We start from the raw sequence: 19554 nt of genomic DNA, 5'->3' as shown, positions 1-19554 counted from the left end.
GCTGCCGCCGATCCGGGAGATCACCGCCCCTGGGCAGGCCAGCGTCCCCGGCTACGGCTCCTCGCGCCAGCCCTCCCACTTCCCGGCGAACTCGTCCAGCTCACCGGGGTCGAGCCGCCCGTCCTCGTCCCGCAGGACGAGCAGCCACTGGGCGTCCTCGGCGTCGTCCTCACCGGCGAGGGCGTCCCGCACGAGCTGCGGTTCCTCCCGGGTGCCGAACCGTTCGCGCAACGCCTCGGCCGCCTCCTCCGCCGCGTCGCGGTCGGGCAGCACCAGCACGTGTCTCACATCGCTCACCGCGCCATTCTCCGCCACCCGCGCACCGCCCCGCGGCCACCGCCGGGGCTTCGCGTTCCTGCCTCGGCCGTCACGCCTGCCGGACGATCTGCACGTCCAGCTCGATGCTGATGCTCGGTCCGACCACGGCGATCCCGCGCGCCAGCATCGTCTGCCAGCTCACCGTGAAGTCGTCGCGGTGCAGTTCGGTAGTGGCCCGGCAGGCGGCCCGCACCTCGCCCTCCATGCCGTTGCCGAGCCCGAGGTACTCGGTGTCGAGGGTGACCGTGCGGGTCACCCCGTGCAGCGAGAGCGCCCCGGTGACCGCCCACCGGTTGCCGCCCCGGTGCGTGAACCGCTCGCTGTAGAACTCCAGCGTGGGGAAGCGCTCGACGTCCAGGAAGTCGGCCGACCGCAGATGGTCGTCCCGCATCCGCACGTTGGTGTCGATGGACCCCGCGTCGATCACCACGTGCATCGCCGACGACTCCATCCGGTCGCCGATCCGCACCGCCCCCGCGAACGAGTTGAACCGCCCGTGGATCCGCGCCAGCCCGATGTGCCTCGCGGTGAACGCGATCGAGGAGTGCGTCGGCTCCACCTGCCACTCCCCCGGCTCGGGCAGCGCGGGCGGCCTGGCCACCTGCAGCGTGACGTCCCCGAGGGAGGCCAGCGTGTTCTCCGCGACCGTGGCGTCGGCGCGGTAGGGCGCGTACCCCTCCGCGGAGACCGCCAGCCGGTACTCCCCCGCCGGTACCGCCGTCATGAACGCCCCGTACGGGTCGGTCTCCCCGCTCACCACCCTGCGGCCCATGGCGTCGCTGACCGCGAACTCGGCATGCGGCACCGGCTCGTTGACCGGATCGAGCACCCGGCAGCTCAGCACCCCCGCGTGCGGTGGCGTCCGCAGCGCCGCCAGCGGACTCGTCCGTTGTGCCCTGCTCGTCCGGTTCCCCAGCCTGCGGCCGAACATCCTCGCCACCCCTGTACGCCTCGACCTCGTCCGTTACCGAAGATACATTCGATCACTGATGCGGCTTTCGAGGCAACACGGGTCCACATCGCTGGAATGCATCCCATGTGCCGCTTTCGCACAGCGGGAACACAGCCCACGCACCCACCGGGCACCCCGCTCCTTCCCGGAACCCGTGGGCCTCCGAGCCGGGTCTCACCCGCGCGCCACCGCCACCTCACCTCCCCGTACGGTGATCGCCAGCGGCCCGTCCCGGTCCGTCCGCAGGACCCGCGCGCCGGTCGCCCGCAGCGCCGCGAGCGTCCCCGGGGCGGGGTGCCCGTACGAGTTGCCCGCGCCGACCGACACCAGGGCCAGCCTCGGCGCCGCCCGCCTGATCAGCTCGGGGTCCTGGTGGGCGGAGCCGTGGTGGGCGACTTTGAGGACATCGACCCCCTCCAGCATCGCCCCCTCCGGGGAACTCGACAGGGCCTGCTGGGAGCGGGGTTCGAGGTCGCCGAGGAGCAGCAGCCGCACCCCGGCGACCCGCACCAGCAGGGTGACGCTCGCGTCGTTGGGGCTCTCCGCGACCGGCTCCGCCCCGCCCGGCGGCCACAGCACCCGCCAGGACGAGGGACCGGCCCGCCGCTCCTCACCGGCCACCGCCCGGAGCAGCGGGACATGCCGCGCAGCCGCCTCCCGCCGCACGAACTCCGCCTGCTCCACCGGCTGTTGCAGCGCCGTCGTCTCGATCGCGCCGACCGCACGCCCCCGCAGCACGCCCGGCAGCCCGGCCACATGGTCGGCGTGGAAGTGGGTCAGCACCACCAGCGGGACCTCGGTGACACCCAGCGCCCGCAGACACCGGTCGACCGCCGCCGGGTCGGGCCCCGCGTCCACCACCACCCCGCTGCCCGGCCCCGCCGCGAGCACCGTCGCGTCGCCCTGCCCCACGTCGCACATCGCGTACCGCCAACCCGGCGGCGGCCACCCGGTGATCACCCGCGTCAGCGGCGTCGGCCGGGTCACCACCAGCACGAGCAGCACCGCGCAGACCCCGCACCACCACGGATGCCGGACCAGTCGCCGGCCCACCGCCCAGAGCGCCACGATGACGACCGCCAGCAGCAGCGCGCCCGTCCAGCTCCCCGGCCAGTCCACCCCGGCGCCGGGCAGCGCGGCCCCCGCGCGGGCGATCCCCGCGAGCCACCCGGCAGGCCAACTCGCGCACCACGCCAGTGCCTTGGCCACCGGCATCAGCAACGGCGCGGTCGCCAGCGCCGCGAACCCCAGCACCGTCGCCGGGGCCACCACGAACTCCGCGAGCAGGTTGCACGGCACCGCCACCAGACTCACCCGCGCCGACAGCACCGCGACCACCGGAGCGCACAGCGCCTGCGCCGCACCGGCCGCCGCCAGCGCCTCCGCGAGCCGCCCCGGCACCCGGCGCCGACGCAGCGCCCCGCTCCAGCGTGGCGCCAGCGTGAGCAGCGCGCCGGTGGCCAGCACCGAGAGCAGGAACCCGTAACTCCGCGACAGCCAGGGGTCGTACAGCACCAGAACGAGCACCGCCGCGGCCAGCGCCGGAAGAAGCGATCTGCGCCGCCCGGTCGCCAGCGCGAGCAGGGCCACCGCCCCGCAGGCCGCCGCCCGCAGCACGCTCGGGTCGGGACGGCACACGACGACGAACGCGAGGGTGAGCACTCCCCCGCCCAGCGCGGTGGCCCGCAGCGAGAGGCCGAGCCGGGGCGCGAGCCCTCTGCGCTCCGCGAGCCTGGCCAGCCCCGGCGGCCCGACCAGCAGGGCCAGGATGATCGTGAGGTTGCTGCCCGACACGGCCAGCGTGTGCGCGAGGTCGGTCTCCCTGAACGCCTCCTCCAGATCCGGGGCGACCCGCGCGGTGTCCCCGACCACCAGTCCGGGCAGCAGCGCCCGCGCGTCCCCGGGCAGCCCGTCGGTCGCCTCCCGCAGCCCGGCCCGCAGCCGCCCGGCGAACCGCTGCACCGCCGACGGCCCCGCCACCACCTCCGGGACGTCCTGCCCCCGCACCCGGATCACCCCGGCGATCCGGTCGCCCCCGGCCATCGAGGGCACCAGCCGCCCGGTGACCCGCAACCGCGTGGAGGGCAGCAGAGCGAGCCACGGAGATCCGGACGGCCCCCGTCCCGAGGTCGCCGAGCGCGGGAAGTCCGGCGGAGGCCGGCCCGGTGTCGACGAGCCCTGCGCATCCGGTGGGGCTTGCCCTGGTGTCGGCGAGCCCTGCGCGCTGGATGGGACTCGGCCTTGTGTCGGTGAGCCCTGCGCACCGGATGGGGCGCGGACTGGTGTGGGTGAGCCCTCGGAGTCCGACGGGGCCTGGCCCGCTGTCGGCGCCAGCGCCGCGCCCGGCCAGGTTGAGCCGCTCCCCGCTGACGGTCTCCCCTCCCCGGAGAGGACTCCCGCACCGCGCGCGGCGTCCACGATCAACAGCACCGGCGCGCGCGTCAGCACGGCCGTACCGTCCGCCGCGGTCAGCCTCCGCACGTCGCCCTTGACCAGGATGGAGGCGGGCGCCATGTGGTCCCCGCTGACGCGCGGCCGACTGACCCGGGGATCGGACGTCACCTCGACCTCCGCGGTCACCGTCGCGAACTCCCGCGCCGCGTCGGGCACCGGCCCAGCCCGCACCTCCGCCCCGTGCAGCCCCGCGGACACGGCGGCACCGGCCACGCAGAGCAGCAGAGCGAGGAACGACATCCGCCGCCGACCCCGGCCGGAAGGGGAGGCCGCCGAGATCCCGCCCACCTCATCAGCCCGCCAAGCCCCGCTGCCCTCGACCGCCCCAACGCCTCTGGCGCCACCCGCACCAGCCAATTCACCAGCACCACCAGCACCACCAGCACCAGCACCAGCACCAGCACCAGCACCAGCACCAGCACCAGCCGCCAGCTCACCGGCGCTCGCCACATCACCCCCGTCGACACCACAGGCCCCACCAACACTGCTAGCACCACTGGCCCCACCAACCCCACCCACACCCCTCCGCCCCCACCCCACCAGCGCCACCACGCCCGCCGCGAGAACGCTCACCCCCGCCACCCCGGCGACCCGGCCCGGCGACGCGTCGAGCAGCAGCGCCGTCGTCGCCCAGGCGGCCAGCGCCGGGGGCACCAGGCGCAGATCCGTCGCACCCTCCTGCCTGGGGTGCGCCGCGCCCAGCCGGTGCCCGGAGACCGTGTGCACGGACGCCTGTTCCGGCGCGGGCCCCACCCCGTCGCTCATGGCCGCACGAGGTTCTTGAGGTCGGCGAAGCGGCGGTCGCCGATGCCGTTGACCTGACGCAGTTCGTCCACCGACCGGAATCCGCCGTGCCGGGTGCGGTAGTCGACGATGTGCTGGGCCAGCACGGGCCCCACCCCGGGCAGGGTGTCGAGTTGGTCGGCGGTGGCGGTGTTCAGCGAGACGATCGTCCCGGGACCGGTACCCGTATCGGTCCCGCCGACCGCCTCCGGGACGACACCGGACCCCGCAACCGCACCGGGAGCTGCCGCCGCGGCACCCACGACCACCTGCTCGCCGTCCACCAGGAACCGGGCCCGGTTGAGCCCGTCCGTGCTCGTGCCGGGCCGCACCCCACCGGCCGCGCGCAGCGCGTCGGCGACCCGCGAACCGGCGGGGAGCCGCCGCACCCCGGGTTCCACGACCTTGCCGCCGACGTCCACGACGATCTCGCCACCGGGGGTGGGCACGGCTCCCGGGGGCCCGCCCGCACCGGGGGACGAGCCGCCCCCGCCCTTCTCCGGTCCCGCCGCCGCCCGCACCACCTCGGGCGCCCGCACCGGCTGGGGCCGCCCGGTCCAGAAGTGCTGGGCGGCGAGGACCACGGCCACCAGGAGCAGCGCCCCGAGGGCGATCACGCTCCGCCTTTCGAGCCCGCACCTGGCCTGCACCCAGAGCGGCATCCGCTCCCGCACCGCGGCCCGGAACCGCCCGCCGACCCCCACGTCACGCCGCACCACGCCCGACGCGCTCGCCGGGTACGGGGCGATCCCGCCCGCCGCATTCCCACCTGAGCCACCCGCGGTCCGACCTAAGCCACCCGCGGCCCCACCCGAGCCACCCGCGGCCTCACCCGCCGGACGATCGTGCGCCACCGGGTTCTTCACCACCGGCGCGACCACCCCCGCCCGCGCGGCCACCGCACCCGCCGCACCCGGCGCCGCCGCTCCGACGACCCCGCCCGACCCGACCGCACCGACCGCCCCGCTCGGCGCTGCCGTCACCGGCACGACCGCGACCGGAATCCCCACCGCGACCGGAATCCCCACCGAGACCGCCGGAGCGGAGGCGGAAACCGTCGAGTCGAAGCTGGAGCCCGCCGAGGAGCGATCACCGGACCGTCCTCCTCCCCCTCCACCCGGTGCCGTGCGGTGCCCGAACAGCACCTCCGCGCGCCGCCGCAGATCCTCCCCCGCCGCCTTCCGCTCCCCACCGCCGTACCGCGGCGCGCGCCCCTGCCGGTCCCGGAGCCGGCCCGGTGGGCGTCGGCCGGGTGGGCGCCGGTGCCGGAGCCGTCCGTCGGAGGCGGGACCTCGTCCCGGACCGCTGGTGGCCGTGCCTGTGCGTGTGCTCGATCGCAGTGCCATGCGCCGAGGGTCGCGCACCTCGCCGTCTCGCGATGATCTTGCTCGATTCCGGTGGAGAACACCCCGCCTGTGGACAACTCGGCCACTCACACGGGTGATTCGCCCTACCGTCCCGAGACGACGGCCCCCAGCAGCCCCGGCCCGGTGTGCGCGCCGATCACCGCGCCCACCTCGCTCACGTGCAGGTCGACCAGGCCGGGCAGCCGTTCGCGCAGGCGGTCCGCCAGGGCCGACGCCCGGTCGGGGGCGGCGAGATGGTGGACGGCGATGTCGACCGGCGCCTCCCCGGCCCGGTCCGCGACGAGTTCCTCCAGGCGCGCGATGGCTCTGGACGCCGTCCTGACCTTCTCCAGCGGCTCGATGCGGCCCCCCTCCAGCTGGAGCAGCGGCTTCACCGCGAGCGCCGAGCCGAACAGGGCCTGCGCGGCGCCGATCCGGCCGCCCCGGCGCAGGAAGTCGAGGGTGTCGACGTAGAAGTACGCGGTCGTCCGCGCCGCCCGTTTCTCGGCCGCCGCGACCGCGTCGTCCACCGTGCCGCCCGCCTCCGCCGTCTCCGCGGCGGTGAGCGCGCAGAAGCCGAGGGCCATGGCGACCATCCCGGTGTCCACGACCCGCACCGGGACCGGTGCCTCCCGGGCCGCGAGGACGGCCGCGTCGTAGGTGCCGGAGAGTTCGGCGGAGAGGTGCAGGGAGACGATCCCGGTGGCGCCCGCCTCGGCGGCCTCGCGGTAGGTGTCCGCGAAGAGGCTGGGGCTGGGGCGCGAGGTGGTGACCGGGCGGCGCTTCTGGAGCGCCTGGGCCAGCGAGCGGGTGGAGATCTCGGTGCCCTCGTCCAGCGCCTGGTCGCCGAGGACCACCGTCAGCGGCACCGCGGTGATGCCGTGGTGCTCCATCGTCCGCGGCGGCAGGTAGGCCGTTGAATCGGTGACGATCGCGACATGGGCGGACATGAGCTGGAGGTTACCTGCCGTAGCGTTCGGGCGGCAGCCCGGCCCCAGGCAGCCGGCCAGGGCTTGACCGGATCAAGTGGTGCTCTCGGGACGGGGCTTCTTCTGCCAGGGGTAGGAAGGGCGGCGGCCGGGCGGGGTGATGGCGGGCCTGGTCCGCTCCTCGGCGGGGCGGGAGTCGTCCCGGGTGTGCCGCCGGTCGGGGTCGTCGGGGCGGGGCGCGGTGGATGCGGTCCGCGGGGCGCCGGGGCCCTCGGCGGTCGTCCAGTGCCGCAGGGCGCCCGCCTCCATGTCGATCTGCTCGCTCAGGGTGTCGAGGTCGTCGGCGGCGAAGCGGACGGCGCGGTCGCGGGCGGCCCAGCGCAGCGAGTCGGCGGAGGCGATCACGCGCTGGGTGCGCTCGCGCAGGCCGGGCAGCCGCTCGCCGACCCTGGCGCGATCGGGCTCGGACTCCAGGGCGCGGAGTTCGCCGTCCAGCTCGTGGCCGTGTGCGCTGAGGCGCTGGAAGAGGCCGAGGGACTCGCGGAGGGACTCGTCCTGCGCCACGCCCGCGTGCAGCGCGTCCTGGGTGGCCCGCATGGACGTCCGCAGTCTGAGCCGGAGTTGGGCCAGTTCGCCCGCGGCGCCGGGCTGGGCGAAGGACTTGGCGCGCAGGGTGTGGTCCTCGACGGTGCGGCGGGCCTGGTCGATGGTGCGGTCCACGCCGCGCTTGGCCGCGCCGACGGCGCGCACCGCGGCGAACGCGCCGAGCACCACGAAGGCCACGAACAGCAGCCCGAGCACCGCGATCACTGCTTCCACTGCGGTCCTCCTCCGGACGTCGCGACACGTCCCGCGCCGCTCCTCCAACGGTAAACGCAACGGGCAGGCCCTGAGTTCCGACGGAACCCCGAACCTGCCCGTAGGGGACTACCCCGACACGCTCCGGCACCACCGGGAACCGGCGGTGACCCCGCCCCGCCGCCGACCCCGTCCGGCGGCCGCGCGGCGAGCCCCGGCGGCTACCCGGCGAGCCCCCGTGGCCGCCGTCGACGACACCTGAGGGACGGGCCCCGCCCACCGGTCACAGCGATCACGACAGCCGCACCGAACCGACAGGCCCCATCAGCCCCACCGGGCCCACCGAGCCAATCAGCCCCACCGGACCCACCGGCCCCACCGGACCCACCGCTCACGTGACGATATTGACCAGCTTCGGCGCGCGCACGATCACCTTGCGGATGCCCGCGCCGTCCAGCGCGGCGACGACCTTCTCGTCGGAGAGCGCGGCCTTCTCCAGCTCCTCGTCGGAGATCGACGGGGACACCTCAAGGCGGGCCTTGACCTTGCCCTTGATCTGGACGACGCACGTCACGGACTCGTCGACGACGTAGCGCGGGTCGGCGACCGGGAAGTCCTGGTGGACGACCGAGTCCTCGTGGCCGAGCCGCCGCCACAGCTCCTCGGCGATGTGCGGGGCCAGCGCGGCGATCAGCAGCACCAGCGGCTCGGCGACCGTGCGCGGCAGCGGCCCGCCCGCCTTGGTGAGGTGGTTGTTCAGCTCGGTGATCTTGGCGATGGCGGTGTTGAAGCGCAGGCCGTCCAGGTCCTGGCGGACGCCGTCGATCGCCTTGTGCAGGGCCCGCAGCGTGGCCTCGTCGGGCTCGGTGTCGACGACGGTGAGGGCGCCGCTGTCCTCGTCCACGATGTTGCGCCACAGCCGCTGGAGCAGCCGGAACTGGCCCACCACCGCGCGCGTGTCCCACGGCCGGGAGACGTCCAGGGGGCCCATCGCCATCTCGTAGAGGCGCAGGGTGTCGGCGCCGTACTCGGCGCAGATCTCGTCCGGGGTGACGGCGTTCTTCAGGGACTTGCCCATCTTGCCGAGCAGCCGGCTGACCTTCTCGCCCTGGTGGTAGTAGGCGCCGTCGCGCTCCTCCACCTCGGCGGCCGGGACCGCGATGCCGCGGCTGTCCCGGTAGACGTAGGCCTGGATCATGCCCTGGTTGAACAGCTTGTGGAACGGCTCGACCGACGAGATGTGGCCGAGGTCGTGCAGGACCTTGGACCAGAAGCGGGCGTACAGGAGGTGCAGCACGGCGTGCTCGGCGCCGCCGACGTACAGGTCGACGCCGCCGTGCGGCTGACCCTCGCGGGGGCCCATCCAGTAGCGCTCGATCTCGGGGTCGACCAGCCGCCGGTCGTTGTGCGGGTCCAGGTAGCGCAGCTCGTACCAGCAGGAACCGGCCCAGTTGGGCATGGTGTTGGTCTCGCGGCGGTACTTCCTGGGGCCGTCGCCGAGGTCCAGGGTGACGTTCACCCAGTCCTCGTTGCGGGACAGCGGGGTCTCGGGCCGGGTGTCGGCGTCGTCCGCGTCGAAGGTGCGCGGCGAGTAGTCCTCGACCTCGGGCAGCTCCAGCGGGAGCATCGACTCGGGGAGCGGGTGGGCGACGCCGTCCTCGTCGTAGACGATCGGGAAGGGCTCGCCCCAGTAGCGCTGGCGGCTGAACAGCCAGTCGCGCAGCCGGAAGTTGACGGTGCCCTCGCCGATGCCGCGGGCGGTCAGCCAGTCGGTGACGCGGGCCTTGGCCTCGGCGACGGGCAGGCCGTCGAGGGAGATCTCGTCGTTGGCGGAGTTGATGATCTTCGCCTCGTAGGAGGCGAAGGCGCTCTCCCAGTCGGCGGTGTCGGTGCCGCGGCCGTCGGTGGGCTCGACGATGCAGGTGATCGGCAGTTCGAAGGCGCGCGCGAACTCGAAGTCGCGCTGGTCGCCCGCGGGGACGGCCATGATCGCGCCGGTGCCGTAGCCCATGAGGACGTAGTCGGCGATGAAGACGGGGACCCGCTCGCCGTTGGCCGGGTTGACGGCGAACGCGCCGGTGAAGACGCCGGTCTTGTCCTTGGCCTCGGCCTGCCGCTCGACGTCGGACTTGGAGGCGGCCTGCGCGCGGTAGGCGGAGACGGCGTCGACGGGGGTGGCGTGGCCGCCGGTCCACACGTCGTGGGTGCCCTCGGGCCAGGCGGCCGGGGTGATCTTCTCGACCAGCTCGTGCTCGGGCGCCAGCACCATGTACGTCGCGCCGAAGAGGGTGTCGGGCCGGGTGGTGAAGACGGTGATGCGCTCGTCGCCGACGGCGAAGTCGACGCGGGCGCCCTCGGAGCGGCCGATCCAGTTGCGCTGCTGGAGCTTGATGGCCTCGGGCCAGTCCAGCGCGTCCAGGTCGTCCAGGAGGCGGTCGGCGTAGGCGGTGATGCGCATGTTCCACTGGCGCAGCTTGGCCTTGAAGACGGGGAAGTTGCCGCGCTCGGAGCGGCCGTCGGCGGTGACCTCCTCGTTGGCCAGGACGGTGCCGAGGCCGGGACACCAGTTGACGGGCGCGTCGGAGGCGTAGGCCAGGCGGAACCCGCCGAGGACGTCGGCGCGCTCGGTGGCGGTCAGTTCACCCCACGCGCGCGTGTGGCCGGGGACCGGGCGCTCACCGGACGCGAAGCGGGCGACCAGCTCGTCGATCGGGCGGGCCCGGCCGGCCTCCGTGTCGTACCAGGAGTTGAAGATCTGGAGGAAGATCCACTGGGTCCACTTGTAGTACTCGGGGTCGATCGTGGCGAACGACCTGCGCCGGTCGTGGCCCAGGCCCAGGCGGCGGAGCTGGACCTTCATGTTCTCGATGTTGGCCTCGGTGGACACGCGCGGGTGCGTGCCGGTCTGCACCGCGTACTGCTCGGCGGGCAGGCCGAAGGCGTCGAAGCCGAGAGTGTGCAGGACGTTGTGGCCGTTCATCCGCTGGAAGCGGGCGTGGACGTCGGTGGCGATGTACCCGAGGGGGTGGCCGACGTGCAGGCCCGCGCCCGACGGGTACGGGAACATGTCCATGATGAACTTCTTGGGGCGGCCGACGATCCGCGGGTCCCCGGCCAGGTCGCCGGTGGGGTTCGGAGCGGAGTACGTGCCCTCGGCGTCCCAGTGGTCCTGCCAGCGCGCCTCGATGTCGGCGGCCATGGCCGCCGTGTAGCGGTGCGGCGCCGCCACCTCGGCGGTGGTGGCGGGGTTCGTCTCGCTCATGATCCTCTAAGCTCCATCGATCGTCTCTGCCCGCGGAAATGAAAAAGCCCCTCGCACAGGAGGGGACGCCGCGCCGATACCGACCTGCCGGTCCACCCGGCTGTGGGGACTGATCAGCGCGGCCCGCTAAGCAGAAGGCGTACGGCACGCATGGCGTTAGGGTACCGCAGCCCTTGAGCAAGTGGCCACGCGCTTGCGTATGCACGGGAGACACCACCGTCGCACAGCAGGAACCGAACCTCCGGTCAAGGATTACTTCGCGTAACAGTCACTAAGGGACACGGCGCCAGTCGCATTGTCCTTTGATAACAACGCAATAACTGAAACCTCGTACCCGTCGGTATGGCGCCACTTAGAGTGCGGCAGCGGGACCGCCTTCCCGAACTGCTCGGAGTTGCCCCCATGAATCCTCGTCGTAGTAACAGCACGCTCCCCAAGCCCGGCCGGTCGGCCTACGGGGTGGCGAGCGCTGTCGTCCTGGTCCTCATACCCGTGGTGGTGCTGGTCGGAGGTGACCGGTTCCGCGACTTCCTCAACTTCGGCGCGGGCGTCCTGTCCCTCGTCTCGCTCAGCTGTTCGGTGATCTGGGGCCTGATGGCCCAGGACCGGATCTTCCTCAACACCCGCCAGCGCATCGTGGGGCAGGCGGTGCACCGCACGACCGCGGTCGCCTCGATCGCGTTCCTGCTCCTGCACATCACCACCAAGATCGCCCTCGACCACACGGTGCTGATCGCCGCGCTCGTCCCCTTCTCGCTCGGCGTCACCGGGAGCGCGGGCCTGATCGGCATGGGCTCCCTCGCGGGCCTGCTGATGGTCTTCGTCGGCGTCACCGGCGCCCTGCGCAGCAACTTCGCCTCCCCCGCGCCGGTCGCCGCCCGCTGGCGCGCCATGCACATGCTGGCCTACCCGGCCTGGGGCCTCGCCCTGGTGCACGGGCTCTACGCGGGTCGCGCGGCCAAGCCGATCTTCACGATCCTCTACAGCCTCTCCCTGCTCGGCGTGATGGCCGCCCTCGCGCTGCGCGCCTCGCCCCGCCCGGTCAAGCGGAAGGTCGCCGACCGGATCATGGGCCTGCTGGGCACCGACGACCGCCCCGGCCGCGACGAACTGGAGGCCAGCCGCGCCCGCATGGCCGAGTCCTCCTCCGGACTGCCCGGCTACGACAAGCCGCGCGAGCGCAAGCCCAAGCCCGCCGAGTCCACGGGATCCTTCCAGTCGCCGTTCTACGACGCCCCGGCCCGCACCATGACCCCGGAGTCCGCCGACGGCTTCGCGGCCGCCTACCGGGCCGCCACGCCCCCGCAGGGGCAGCCTCCGTACGGCACCGGCCAGAGCAGCCGCATGGACGCGCAGCCCACCCAGGCGATGCCCCGCGCCGACAACGGAGGCAGCACCTCCGGAAGTTGGCCCGTCCCCTCGCCGCCGCCGCTCGGCGAGGCCCCGCCGTCCGCGTACGACCCGCTCCAGGACACCGGGTTCACCATCCCGGCCTACGGCAGCGGGGGCACCGGCGGACAGCCGGCACGTGATGTGCGCGACACGGGTGAGACGAACCCGGGCTACGGCACGTACAACCCTCAGGACACGTACAACAACGGTCCCGCCACCCCACAAGGTCCCGGCACGTCCTACGACACGCCGGGTTCGGGCGAACCTTGGAACACGCCTTCCGGAGGCTATAGGTGAACGAGGCCCTGCCCGACGTCCCCGAAGTCCGCGTGGTCGGCCTTCCCCAGCTGACGTCGGGCTTCGACCTTGTCGAACGACTCGACCTGCCCATGCACCTGAAGGTGCACGGGCCGCTCGAACCCCTGGGCGGCGAACAGCTCGCGCAGCTCTCGGAGAACATCAACCTGAAGGGCCGCGGCGGCGCGGGCTTCCCCTTCCACAAGAAGCTGCGCTCGGTCGCCGAGGCCGCCATCAAACGCGGGGTGCGCCCGGTCGTCGTCGTCAACGGCAGCGAGGACGAACCGGCCTGCCGCAAGGACACGGTGCTGATCAACCGGGCGCCGCACCTCATCCTGGACGGCGCGCTGCTGTGCGCCGAGGCCATGGGCGCCCGCCAGTTGGTGATCGGCGTCACCCGGGAGTCCACCCAGCGCTCCATGGAGGCGGCGCTCGCCGAACGCGGCCTCAGCAACAGCCGCCGCTCGGCCCTGAAGGCGTCCGTGCAGCGCAACCCGGTCCGCATGGTCACCGGTGCCGCCGCGTCGCTGATCCGCTCGATCGACGGCGGCCCAGCGGTGCCGCCCGGCCGCAAGGTCAGCGCCTCGCAGAACGGCGTCGGCGGCGCGCCCACGCTGCTCTCCAACGCCGAGACGTACGCGCAGCTCGCGATCGCCGCCCGGATCGGCCCGGAGCGGTACGGCAACACGGGTCTGTACGACGAGCCGGGCACCGTCATGCTCACGGTCTCCGGTGCGGTCGCCCGCCCGATGGTGATCGAGGTGCCCACCGGGGTGCCGCTGCGCTACGTGCTCCAGCTCGCCGGCGCCCCGCCGGTGCCGCAGGGCGTGCTGACCGGCGGCTACCACGGCAAGTGGATCGACGCGGCGACCGTCAACGAGGCGATCGTCTCCCGCAATTCGCTGGACGCGGTGGGCGGCGCGCTCGGCGCGGGCGCCATCCTGCCGATCACCCAGGAGACCTGCCCGCTGGGCGAGTCGCTGCGGGTCGCCCAGTGGCTGGCGGAGGAGAGCGCGGGGCAGTGCGGCCCCTGCTACCTCGGTCTGCCGGCCGCCGCGCGCGGCATGGAGGACATCCTCAACGGGGGCGGCCCCGCCGCCCTGGAGGCGCTCAAGCAGGTCGCCAAGAACGTGAAGCGGCGCGGTGCCTGCTCGCACCCCGACGGCTCCGCGATGTTCCTGGAGTCGACCATCAAGGCGTTCACCGACGACCTCGCCGCGCACGTCCTCGGCAACGGCTGCGGACGGCCCGTGGAGGGCGTCCTGCCGCTGTTCGAGGGCGGCAGGGCCCCGGCGCTCACCGGTGGTGGCGGCGGCGCCGACGACGGATCGAGCCGCCAGAAGATCTACGTCGACTGGACGCTGTGCCGGGGCCACGGGCTCTGCGCCGACATCCTCCCGGAGGTGTTCCAGCTCGGTGCGGACGGCTTCCCCACCGTCGCGCAGGCGAAGGTCCCGCAGTACGCGGAGGCGAAGGCGCTGCGCGCGGTGCGCCGCTGCCCGGCGCTCGCGCTGCGCCTGGAGGAGGACACCCGCTCGCAGGCACCGGCCAAGAACCTGCCGGTGGTCTCCCAGGGCCGCGGCCGACGCGCCCTGGGGCGCTAGCCGCCCGCGAACCCGTCCACGCGTGCGTGGGGGCCACCCTGATCAGGGTGGCCCCCACGCACGCGTGGACGGGCGAAAACAGAGGGGGCCTCGTCGCACCCCCACCCGGAGAAAGACGTCGTCCCGGCCCCGCACGCACGCGTGGCGCCCGTCGCCCGGACAACGCCCCTCCCGGCGCGCGGCAACGGACGGGGAACGCGCGAGAGCGGACCATCCGGGTGGATGATCCGCTCTCGATTACTGTGGAGCTAAGGAGAATTGAACTCCTGACCTCCTGCATGCCATGCAGGCGCTCTACCAACTGAGCTATAGCCCCGTGCTGTGGTCCGCCCGGTCTCCCCGGCGGCGACGCCAACATTACACGGTCGGCGGGGCCCACCACCAAATCGTTTCCGTTCCGTGCGGGTACGCGGGCTAATGTCGCCTTTCGTGACCGTGATCGCGTTCCCCGGAACCCGGCGGATGCCGACCGCTGTGGGCGTCTGCCTGCTGTCCTTCGCCGCGTTCTGGGCCGCCCAGCGGGCCGCGCACGTGTCGATGATCGACCTGCTGGTCTACCGGGCCGAGGGCGCCACCGTGCGCGCGGGCGGCGACCTCTACGCGCTGCGCACCACCCACGCGCGGCTGCCCACCACCTACCCGCCGTTCGCCGCCCTGCTGTTCACCCCGCTGACGCTGCTGGACACGGCGGGACTGCGACTGCTGGGCACCGCGGGGAACCTCGCGCTGCTGGTGCTGTTCGTACGGCTTTCGCTGCGGCTCGTCGGGGAGGAGCGCCCGCAGAGCGTCTGGTGGGTCTCCGCGGCGGCCGTCTGGTGCGAGCCGGTGTGGACGACGCTGCGCTACGGGCAGGTCAACCTGGCGCTCGCGGCGCTGGTGCTGTGGGACCTGACGCGGCGCGGGGCGGACCGCTGGGCGGGCGTCGGCATCGGTCTGGCGGCGGCCGTGAAGCTGACGCCCGCGCTGTTCGCGGTGTTCCTGCTCGCCGCCGGGATCACCGCCCGCTCCGGAGGCGGCCGGGGAGCGGGCGCCCGGTATCTGCGGCACGCGCGCGGTGCGGTCGCCGTGTTCGCGGGGGCGACGGCGCTCGCGGCGGTCCTCCTGCCCGGCGACTCGCGCCGGTTCTGGACCCGCGCGGTGTTCCAGACCGGCCGGGTCGGGCACACCGAGGACACCGCGAACCAGGCCCTGCGCGGCGTTCTCGCGCGTCTGCTGCACGATCCCGACCCGGGGGCCGGATGGATCGCGCTGGCCGCTCTGACGGCCGTCTGCGGCCTCGCGGTCGCCGTGCGGGCGGAGTTGGCGGGGCGGCGCGCCTGGGCGGTGACCGCGTGCGCGGTGACGGCGCTGCTCGTCAGCCCGGTGTCCTGGTCGCACCACTGGGTCTGGTGCGTGCCCGTCGCGCTGCTGCTGTGGACGCGGGGTCGGCGGCGGGCGGCGGGCGCCGCAGCGCTGGTCTGCTGCTCGTACGCCCTGTGGTGGGTGCCGCACGGCCAGGGCCGCCCCGAACTGCGGCAGAACGGCGTCGAGTTGACGCTGTCCGCGCTCTACGGGGTGGCCGGGTGCCTGTTCCTGGTGCTCGCCCGGCGCGCGGGGCGGCCCGTCACGCCGTCACGAACGAGTAGAACCGCTTGAGGGTGCAGTGCTCCTCCAGGAGGCGGCCGTAGATCGGTTCGCCCTCCAGCTCGCGGTACGTCTCGATCGGGTCGCCTTTTATGATCAGCGCCCGCGCGCATTCCTCGCACCAGTACTGGTAGTCGGGGTTGACCGGCTCCATGTCCCGCACGATCGGCGTCCCGCTGCCGCACCAGTCGCACTTTCGCCTGTGTGCACCCATCGATCAGCTCCAGCTGTGGCCGCAGGCCGTGCACACGTAGGAGATCCCGCCGTTGTCGCCGAGCATCTGGGCGACATGGCCGGAACCGCAGGAAGGGCAGCTCAGGCGGGTCACCGTGCCTGATGTCAACGCCGCGTCGAGGAAGCCGACCTCCCCGAGGATGCTCGCAGGCATCGCTACTCCCTCCCGTCGGGCCGCGCCCCCTTCCGGCCGTTTGATTCTGCCACGGCCGGACCAATACGGTCAGCGACGCCTCAGTACCAGTCCGGACACGGCACGACCCCGGGCGTCCCCTCGGAGAGGTATACGCCTGTGGACCCCGAAGCACTCAAGGTCAGGCGGACGGGTAACAAAAATCCCGTCCCCCTCGTGGGGAACGGGATCCTTTGTGATCGTGTCCTGTGGAGCTAAGGAGAATTGAACTCCTGACCTCCTGCATGCCATGCAGGCGCTCTACCAACTGAGCTATAGCCCCTTGTGTTCTTCCCGCTCGGCGGGGCGAACAAGAAGAACTTTAGCCTGCGACCTGCCGGAAAGTGAAATCCGGTGCGGGGCAGGTCACCGGCGCTTCAGTCGTCGTCGCCGAGGACCGGTTCGGGCAGGGTGCCGGCGTTGTGCTCCAGGAGCCGCCAGCCGCGGCCGCCCTCGCCGAGGACCGACCAGCAGCAGTTGGAGAGGCCGCCCAGGCTCTCCCAGTGCCGGGACTCGAGACCGAGCAGCCGCCCGATGGTGGTGCGGATCGTGCCGCCGTGGCTGACGACGACGAGGGTGCCGCCGTCCGGGAGCTTGTCGGCGTGGGCGAGCACGACCGGGGCGGCCCGGTCGGCGACCTCGGTCTCCAGCTCGCCGCCGCCCCGGCGGACCGGTTCGCCGCGCTTCCACGCCGCGTACTCGTCGCCGTGGCGCTCGATGATCTCGTCGTGGGTCAGCCCCTGCCAGACGCCCGCGTAGGTCTCCCGCAGGCCCTCGTCGTGGGTGACCGGCAGGCCGGTGAGCGCGGCCAGCTCGGCGGCCGTGCGGGCGGCCCGCTGGAGGTCGGAGGCGACGATGGTGTCCGGACCGAGGGAGGCGAGCAGCTTGGCCGCCCGGCGGGCCTGGGCGACACCGGTTTCGGTCAGCTCGACGTCCGTGGTGCCCTGGAAGCGGCGCTCGACGTTCCAGGAGGTCTGCCCGTGGCGCCACAGGATGAGCCGGCGGCCCCGGCCGGGACGGCCGGAGGTCACCTCACCGGTGGCACTCATGACCACTCACCACCGGGCCGGTCCGCCTCCTCGGCGTCCCGGAGCCTGGCGTGCTCGGCGGCCTTGCCGCGGGTGGCCTTGGCCTCGGCGGGCAGCTCCAGCTCGGGGCAGTCCTTCCAGAGGCGCTCCAGCGCGTAGAAGACCCGCTCCTCGCTGTGCTGGACGTGGACGACGATGTCGACGTAGTCGAGCAGGACCCAGCGGGCCTCGCGGTCGCCCTCGCGGCGCACCGGCTTGGCCCCGAGCTCCTTCTGGAGGCGCTCCTCGATCTCGTCGACGATGGACTTGACCTGGCGGTCGTTGGGTGCGGAGGCCAGCAGGAAGGCGTCCGTGATCGACAGCACGTCGCTGACGTCGTAGGCGATGATGTCGTGCGCGAGCTTGTCGGCGGCCGCCTGCGCGGCGGTGTTGATCAGCTCGATGGAGCGGTCGGTGGCGGTCACTACAAGGCTTTCCGTCGGCGGGCGATGACCCCCAAGGGTCTCACGGACCGCCGGGCCCACCCCACGTGAACGGAGGTTCACCCGGGGTGGGCGGGGAAGGCTAGGACGCCGGGGTGCCCGAGGAGGGCCGGTAGTCCTGGCCGAGGACGACCGTGACGTCCGCGTTCGACGCCGTCTTCCCCTTGGTCACGGAGCCGGTCGGCAGGCCCAGGGTCTTGGCGACCTCGGAGGCGTTCTCCTTGTCGTCGGCGTCCGTGTAGACGACCTGGGAGGCGGCCCGGGGGGTGGCCGAGGTGCCGCCGTCCAGGAAGGTGAAGCCGCCGTTGAGGAGGACGACGCGGGCCTTCTCGGTGTCGTCCTTGGTGCCGCTGGCGTTCTGCACGGAGACCCGCACGGCCGAGCCCTGGTCGGGGCTCTTGGCGGTGCCGCCGAGGACGTCCTTGACGACGCTGGCGCTGGCCTCCGTACTGAGGGTGCCGTCACTCTGGACGGGCAGCATGGCGGTCTTGTAGTCGCCGCCCTTGGCCAGCTCGGAGAGTTTGGCGAGGAAGCCGCCGAGGTCCTTGTCGGTCAGGGACGGGTCGAGGATCTGGGCGAGCGTCTGCACGGTGACCGTCGCGGCCTGCGCGTCCGAGGAGATCTTGCGGAGCACGGCCTGCACGACCTGCCCGAACCGTTCGAGCTGGGCGTTCTGGGCCTCGCCCGAGGCGCGGTGGGTGGCGTAGGCGACGGCCGCCTTGCCGCTGAGGGTCTGGTTCTTGCCCTGGTGGACGAGGGGGGCGGTGCCCTTCTTCTTCGCCTCCGGGTCGGGCACGTCGGCGTTGGTGTCGACCTCGATGTTGCCGACCAGGTCGACGAGGTTCTGCAGGTAGGGCGTGTCCAGCCGCCAGGTGCCCTCGATGTCGGTGCCGAGGACGGTGTCGAGGGCCTCGCGGGTGCCGGAGGAGCCGTCGTCGTCGACGGACTTGGCGAGGGTGGTGCTGCCGCCGCCGTCGTCGTCGGTCAGGGCGAGGGAGTTGGGCAGCAGCACGGTGGTGCCCTGCTTGGCGGTGGTGTTGTCGACGAGGAGCGCGGTGGAGGTGGCGTCCGACTTCGTGTCGTGCAGGTGCACGACGACCACGTCCCGGTTCTGGGCCGACGCGGAGGTCGCGGTGGACCGGGCGGAGTCCGACGACGACAGCCCGGGGAGCTTCCCCGCGTACCAGAGGTAGCCGACGCCGCCGACCGCGGCCACGGCGAGGGCGACCACCAGCGCGACGACACGGGTGCGCGCCCGGCGCTTGGCCTCCTCGCGGCGCTCGGTGCGGTTCTCGGTGAAGTTCAGCCAGTCGATGACGTCCTCGGAGTCGCCGTCGGGCTCCTCCACGAACGCGAACTGCTCGGGCTCCTGGCCGCCCTCCTGACGGTCCGTCGTCTCCTGACGGTCCGTCTCCCGCCCGTCGGCGGACGGCTGTTGCGGGGGCACGGACGGTCCCGACTGCTGCGGGATGTACGCGGTCTGCTCGGTGACGCGCGGCTGCGGCCCGGTGGCGGACCGCCCGTACGGGTCGTAGGACGACGTCTGCTGCCCGTAGGGGTCGTAGCCGGTGGCGGCGGGCTGCCGGCCGGTGCCGTAAGGGTCGTAGCCTTGCTGCCCGCCGGTGGCGTACGGGTCGTACCCGTACCCCTGCTGCCCCTGCTGCTGGGCCTGTTGCTGTTGCTGTCCCTGCTGCTGGTACCCCTGCTGAGGGTGCTGCTGCTGTTGTTGCTGTTGTTGCTGCTGTGCGTACGGGTCGTACTGCTGGGGATGCTGCGGGGGCTGCGCCTGCCGGTAGACCGGCTGCCCGTACTCGTCGTAACCCACCAGCTCGTACTGGTCGTTCCCGTAGCCCGCGTCGTATCGGTCGTTCACCGGTGCC

General features: G+C 73.1%; 15 protein-coding genes and 2 tRNA genes. 3 read left to right on the top strand and 14 right to left on the bottom strand.

Annotated elements, in window-relative coordinates:
* Nucleotides 1-51: 51 nt before the first annotated feature.
* The 7 genes from GA0115242_RS15365 to leuS all read right to left on the bottom strand — a co-directional run bounded on the left by GA0115242_RS15365 (nt 52) and on the right by leuS (nt 10842).
* Nucleotides 52-297 (bottom strand): hypothetical protein, encoded by a 246-nt coding sequence (locus GA0115242_RS15365; protein ID WP_093828692.1) that lies wholly within the window; start codon nt 295-297, stop codon nt 52-54.
* 70 nt (nt 298-367) lie between these two features.
* Entirely contained in the window at nt 368-1249 is an 882-nt protein-coding gene (locus tag GA0115242_RS15360) for a YceI family protein (protein WP_093828690.1), read from the bottom strand.
* A 195-nt stretch (nt 1250-1444) separates the two neighbouring features.
* Nucleotides 1445-3964 (bottom strand): ComEC/Rec2 family competence protein, encoded by a 2520-nt coding sequence (locus tag GA0115242_RS15355; RefSeq protein WP_093828688.1) that lies wholly within the window; start codon nt 3962-3964, stop codon nt 1445-1447.
* 521 nt (nt 3965-4485) lie between these two features.
* Nucleotides 4486-5376, bottom strand: a complete 891-nt coding sequence (locus tag GA0115242_RS41590) for a helix-hairpin-helix domain-containing protein (protein ID WP_370672285.1) — start codon at nt 5374-5376, stop codon at nt 4486-4488.
* A 581-nt stretch (nt 5377-5957) separates the two neighbouring features.
* Nucleotides 5958-6803, bottom strand: coding sequence for a DegV family protein (locus GA0115242_RS15345; RefSeq protein WP_093828686.1), 846 nt, complete (start codon nt 6801-6803; stop codon nt 5958-5960).
* Nucleotides 6804-6875: 72 nt separating this feature from the next.
* Nucleotides 6876-7601: a hypothetical protein gene (locus tag GA0115242_RS15340; protein ID WP_176729818.1), complete on the bottom strand. Its 726-nt coding sequence runs from the start codon at nt 7599-7601 to the stop codon at nt 6876-6878.
* A 370-nt stretch (nt 7602-7971) separates the two neighbouring features.
* The gene (leuS, locus tag GA0115242_RS15330) at nt 7972-10842 is read right to left on the bottom strand and encodes a leucine--tRNA ligase (RefSeq protein ID WP_093828682.1); all 2871 of its coding nucleotides are present in this window, start codon (nt 10840-10842) and stop codon (nt 7972-7974) included.
* A gap of 402 nt (nt 10843-11244) precedes the next feature.
* On the opposite strand from leuS, the gene GA0115242_RS15325 reads away from it, so the two are divergent.
* On the top strand, nt 11245-12531 hold the full coding sequence (locus GA0115242_RS15325; RefSeq protein ID WP_176729817.1) for a cytochrome b/b6 domain-containing protein: 1287 nt from the start codon (nt 11245-11247) through the stop codon (nt 12529-12531).
* On the top strand, nt 12528-14135 hold the full coding sequence (locus tag GA0115242_RS15320) for an NADH-quinone oxidoreductase subunit NuoF family protein (protein WP_093828678.1): 1608 nt from the start codon (nt 12528-12530) through the stop codon (nt 14133-14135). Before GA0115242_RS15325 ends, GA0115242_RS15320 begins: the two co-directional genes overlap by 4 nt.
* Before the next feature lie 243 nt (nt 14136-14378).
* Here the strand turns inward: GA0115242_RS15320 and GA0115242_RS15315 are convergent.
* Nucleotides 14379-14451 (bottom strand) — tRNA-Ala (locus GA0115242_RS15315).
* A 113-nt stretch (nt 14452-14564) separates the two neighbouring features.
* Between GA0115242_RS15315 and GA0115242_RS15310 the strand changes: the two genes are divergently transcribed.
* Nucleotides 14565-15770, top strand: coding sequence for a glycosyltransferase 87 family protein (locus GA0115242_RS15310; protein ID WP_256089441.1), 1206 nt, complete (start codon nt 14565-14567; stop codon nt 15768-15770).
* Here GA0115242_RS15310 and GA0115242_RS15305 read toward each other — a convergent pair.
* From GA0115242_RS15305 to GA0115242_RS15285, 6 genes are all read right to left on the bottom strand, one after another.
* A complete protein-coding gene (locus GA0115242_RS15305) occupies nt 15739-15972 on the bottom strand; it encodes a hypothetical protein (RefSeq protein ID WP_003976229.1) in 234 nt (77 codons plus the stop codon). The two genes, GA0115242_RS15310 and GA0115242_RS15305, sit on opposite strands and share 32 nt — an antisense overlap.
* A 3-nt stretch (nt 15973-15975) precedes the next feature.
* Nucleotides 15976-16146 carry a hypothetical protein gene (locus GA0115242_RS40755; RefSeq protein ID WP_176729816.1) on the bottom strand — a complete coding sequence of 57 codons (171 nt, stop codon included), beginning with the start codon at nt 16144-16146 and terminating at the stop codon, nt 15976-15978.
* A gap of 228 nt (nt 16147-16374) precedes the next feature.
* Nucleotides 16375-16447: transfer RNA gene (locus GA0115242_RS15300), tRNA-Ala, on the bottom strand.
* Nucleotides 16448-16541: 94 nt separating this feature from the next.
* The gene (locus tag GA0115242_RS15295; protein WP_093828674.1) at nt 16542-17213 is read right to left on the bottom strand and encodes a histidine phosphatase family protein; all 672 of its coding nucleotides are present in this window, start codon (nt 17211-17213) and stop codon (nt 16542-16544) included.
* The gene (gene rsfS, locus GA0115242_RS15290) at nt 17210-17656 is read right to left on the bottom strand and encodes a ribosome silencing factor (RefSeq protein WP_093828672.1); all 447 of its coding nucleotides are present in this window, start codon (nt 17654-17656) and stop codon (nt 17210-17212) included. Before rsfS ends, GA0115242_RS15295 begins: the two co-directional genes overlap by 4 nt.
* 100 nt (nt 17657-17756) lie before the next feature.
* The gene (locus tag GA0115242_RS15285) at nt 17757-19547 is read right to left on the bottom strand and encodes an LCP family protein (protein WP_093828670.1); all 1791 of its coding nucleotides are present in this window, start codon (nt 19545-19547) and stop codon (nt 17757-17759) included.
* Nucleotides 19548-19554 lie beyond the last annotated feature (7 nt).

It is taken from the genome of Streptomyces sp. SolWspMP-5a-2 (assembly GCF_900091845.1).
In the GTDB taxonomy this organism is placed as follows: Bacteria; Actinomycetota; Actinomycetes; order Streptomycetales; family Streptomycetaceae; genus Streptomyces; species Streptomyces doudnae.
The sequence above is the reverse complement of the archived record's forward strand: the minus strand, read 5'-3'. Positions and strand labels throughout refer to the sequence as shown.